The organism is Acinetobacter sp. YH16052 (assembly GCF_013417155.1).
Taxonomy (GTDB): Bacteria; Pseudomonadota; Gammaproteobacteria; order Pseudomonadales; family Moraxellaceae; genus Acinetobacter.
This window is the reverse complement of sequence record NZ_VPEO01000136.1, coordinates 1-1660: the sequence shown is the minus strand read 5'-3', so window position 1 is coordinate 1660 and position 1660 is coordinate 1. Positions and strand designations below refer to the sequence as shown.

The window sequence follows — 1660 nt, the reverse complement described above, 5'->3', positions numbered from 1 at the left end:
GGCCAGGCCTCAGCATTTTATTATGGTGATCCCCTGGGCGAAATGCGCCTGGTAAGCAGAGTTTTTGAAATGTAAGGCCTTTGAATAAGACAAAAGGCTGCCTCATCGCTAACTTTGCAACAGTGCCATTTTAAGCGTTATGCTAAGCCCAGGAAGCCGCAGGATCTTTTGAACCACAACTGCATTAACGTCCGCTATTCTGATACGAGTGGATTGTACGCCTGGGAATTCGAGAAAGATGCTCAGAAATTCAGTCTGAAAGTCAAAGGGCAATATATTGCGAACAGCACGATTCATCAGCTCGATGCAGCATTAGACGGGCTGGGGATTGCCTATATTCCCGAGTATGTTGCAGATGGATATATCAAAAGCGGCAAGCTGATTGCTGTTCTGACCGAGTGGTGTCCATATTTTGACGGCTACCATATTTATTATCCTCACCGCCGACAGGATTCTCCTGCGTTTATGGCTTTTCTGCAAGTTTTGCGTGACAGGTACAATAATGGAATAAGATAAATTTATGAGTAAAGGATTATGTCCACGATAAGCACCTGGGTCGATTCCTGGGAGGCGGCCATGAGGGTAGGGAAGCGCCGTCCCGTCAAGTCAGCGTAATGCTCTGCCAGTGTTACAACCAATTAACCAATTCTGATTAGAAAAACTCATCGAGCATCAAATGAAACTGCAATTTATTCATATCAGGATTATCAATACCATATTTTTGAAAAAGCCGTTTCTGTAATGAAGGAGAAAACTCACCGAGGCAGTTCCATAGGATGGCAAGATCCTGGTATCGGTCTGCGATTCCGACTCGTCCAACATCAATACAACCTATTAATTTCCCCTCGTCAAAAATAAGGTTATCAAGTGAGAAATCACCATGAGTGACGACTGAATCCGGTGAGAATGGCAAAAGCTTATGCATTTCTTTCCAGACTTGTTCAACAGGCCAGCCATTACGCTCGTCATCAAAATCACTCGCATCAACCAAACCGTTATTCATTCGTGATTGCGCCTGAGCGAGACGAAATGCGCGATCGCTGTTAAAAGGACAATTACAAACAGGAATCGAATGCAACCGGCGCAGGAACGCTGCCAGCGCATCAACAATATTTTCACCTGAATCAGGATATTCTTCTAATACCTGGAATGCTGTTTTCCCGGGGATCGCAGTGGTGAGTAACCATGCATCATCAGGAGTACGGATAAAATGCTTGATGGTCGGAAGAGGCATAAATGCCGTCAGCCAGTTTAGTCTGACCATCTCATCTGTAACATCATTGGCAACGCTACCTTTGCCATGTTTCAGAAACAACTCTGGCGCATCGGGCTTCCCATACAATCGATAGATTGTCGCACCTGATTGCCCGACATTATCGCGAGCCCATCTATACCCATATAAATCAGCATCCAGGTTGGAATTTAATCGCGGCCTCGAGCAAGACGTTTCCCGTTGAATATGGCTCATAACACCCCTTGTATTACTGTTTATGTAAGCAGACAGTTTTATTGTTCATGATGATATATTTTTATCGGCACTGTTGCAAATAGTCGGTGGTGATAAACTTATCATCCCCTTTTGCTGATGGAGCTGCACATGAACCCATTCAAAGGCCGGCATTTTCAGCGTGACATCATTCTGTGGGCCGTACGCTGGTAC

Annotated in this window: 2 protein-coding genes and 1 pseudogene; 2 read left to right on the top strand and 1 reads right to left on the bottom strand. The window is 45.0% G+C overall.

The genetic code is table 11. The features are described 5' to 3' along the window. Positions 1–75: pseudogene (locus tag FTV42_RS16730) on the top strand (IS6 family transposase); the annotation flags it as partial. Between the two features lie 39 nt (positions 76–114). After that, positions 115–516: a LysR substrate-binding domain-containing protein gene (locus FTV42_RS16725; RefSeq protein WP_001183556.1), complete on the top strand. Its 402-nt coding sequence runs from the start codon at positions 115–117 to the stop codon at positions 514–516. A gap of 136 nt (positions 517–652) precedes the next feature. On the opposite strand, the gene FTV42_RS16720 is transcribed toward FTV42_RS16725, so the two are convergent. After that, positions 653–1468, bottom strand: a complete 816-nt coding sequence (locus FTV42_RS16720) for an APH(3')-I family aminoglycoside O-phosphotransferase (protein WP_000018323.1) — start codon at positions 1466–1468, stop codon at positions 653–655. Positions 1469–1660: the final 192 nt, after the last annotated feature.

What these genes read in the sequence shown, in the direction of transcription:
- FTV42_RS16720 (WP_000018323.1), bottom strand. Translation starts at nt 1,468, where the DNA reads ATGAGCCATATTCAACGGGAAACGTCTTGCTCGAGGCCGCGATTAAAT.